The following is a 1,877-nucleotide window of genomic DNA, read 5'->3' on the forward strand; positions in this document are numbered from 1 at the left end:
GCGCTGGGCGCTGCAGCATGTGCGCGAACTGCTGCCCACGCGCAACGTGCGGCGCGGGCCGCTGGCGGCGTCGCCGCTTCCCGCAGCGCAGCGGCCGCTCGACAACTTCAGCTTCGATGACGACAAGGGCCAGAAGATCACTTTGGAAGACTGGCAGCGATCCACCTACACCGACGCCCTGGTCGTCTTGCACAAGGGCCGCGTGGTCTACGAGCGCTACCAGAACCAGATGCGCCCCGAGACACCGCACCTGCTGTTTTCGATCACCAAGTCCTTCACCGGCCTGCTCGCCGCCCAGCTGGTGCACGAAGGCAAGATCGACCCGGCGGCGCCCGTCGCCCGGTACGTGCCCGAGCTTGCCGGCAGCGCCTGGGGCGACATGCCGGTCCGCGACGTGATGGACATGACCGGCGCCGTGCGCTACCGCGAGGTCTACACCGATCCCGCCACCGAAGTTTTCTCTTACCTCTACTCGAGCAACATGCTGCCCGCGCCCACCGGCTACGTGGGGCCGAAGAACATCTATGCCTTCCTGCAGACGCTGCAGAAGGAAGGCGAGCACGGCACCGGCTTTGTCTACCGCACGGTTCATTCGGAGGTGCTGGGCTGGATCGTCTCGCGTGTCACCGGCAAGCACTTCGCCGACCTGCTCAGCGAGCGTGTGTGGACGAAGCTCGGGATGGAAGAAGACGCGAACCTGATGGTCGACCCGGTGGGCACGCCGCTTCAAGGCGCCGGCCTGAGCGCCACGGCGCGCGACCTGGCCCGCTTCGGCGAAATGCTGCGCCGGGGTGGCGCGCTGAACGGCCAACGCGTGTTCGACCAGGCTGTCGTCGACGACCTGCGCCGCGGCGGTGACCGCGAGAAGTTCAAGGCTTCGGGCATGGCGTTCCGGCCCGGCTACAGCTATCACAACCAGTGGTGGATCCTGCACAACGCCGACGGCGCGTTCGAGGCCTCGGGCGTGAACGGCCAGATGCTCCACATCAACCCGGCGGCCGAGATGGTGGTGGTGAAGCTGAGTTCGCATCCGGTGGCCGGTGCGGGCTTCACGCATCCGCTGACGCTCAAGGCGTGGGATGCGCTGGCGGGCGCCGTACGGCAGACGCGCTAGCCGCGGCTACAGCGAAGGCCTATCGACAAGTGTGGAGAGCGGCAGGCTGGAAATCTCCTGCAGCAGCAGCGCCAGCTGCTTGCCTGCCGCGTCGAGCACCGCGCGGCCCTTCTCCGCCGTGGCACCGGCGGCGTTGCCCGCCGCGCCCTGCTCGTTGTAGTCCTGCATGGCCCAGCCCAGCTTGGCGCTGCGGCCGTTGCCGAGGATGGGGTATTGGGCCGCACGCTGTTGCGAAGTCGACTTGAAATCCTTGGCCTGCGCCATGTCGACGAACTGCGCGCGCAGCGCCAGCATCATCGACGTTTCAATCTCGCCGGCGTGCACGCCGAAGCGGTGCTCCTCCGCGCTGAACAGGCCGTTCACCGCGTCGCCCAGCGGCAGGTTCCACCAGCTGCAGCTGTAGACGATCAGATTGGCGCCCGTGCGCAACTCGCGCGCCGCGATGTCCATCAGGCTGACCTGGCCGCCATGGGCGTTGAGCAGCAGCAGCTTCTTCACGCCCGCGCGCGCGACGCATTCGCCGATGCCGACCCAAGTCTTGATCACCGTTTTGAAAGGCAACGTGAGCGTGCCGGGAAACTGAGAGTGCTCGGGGCTGTAGCCCACCGACTGCGTCGGCAGGACCAGCACCGGCACGTCCGCCGGCAACTGCGGCAAACATGCAGCCACCACACCATCGACCAGGCTCTGGTCCACCGACAGCGGCAGGTGCGGCCCATGCTGCTCGGTGGCGCCGACGGGCAACACCGCCACGGTCTTCGCG

Annotated in this window: 2 protein-coding genes; one reads left to right on the top strand and one right to left on the bottom strand. The window is 67.5% G+C overall.

What is annotated here, in order from left to right; translation table 11 throughout:
* A partial coding sequence (locus VLK61_RS19655) for a serine hydrolase domain-containing protein (RefSeq protein WP_325423318.1) occupies nt 1–1,114 on the top strand: 1,114 nt, incomplete at its 5' end.
* A 6-nt stretch (nt 1,115–1,120) separates the two neighbouring features.
* Here VLK61_RS19655 and VLK61_RS19660 read toward each other — a convergent pair.
* Nucleotides 1,121–1,877 (bottom strand): creatininase family protein (locus tag VLK61_RS19660; RefSeq protein ID WP_325423319.1); only part of this gene is annotated, 757 nt, incomplete at its 5' end.

Origin of the sequence: Aquabacterium sp., from assembly GCF_035476535.1 — a bacterium.
GTDB lineage: Bacteria > Pseudomonadota > Gammaproteobacteria > Burkholderiales > Burkholderiaceae_C > Pseudaquabacterium.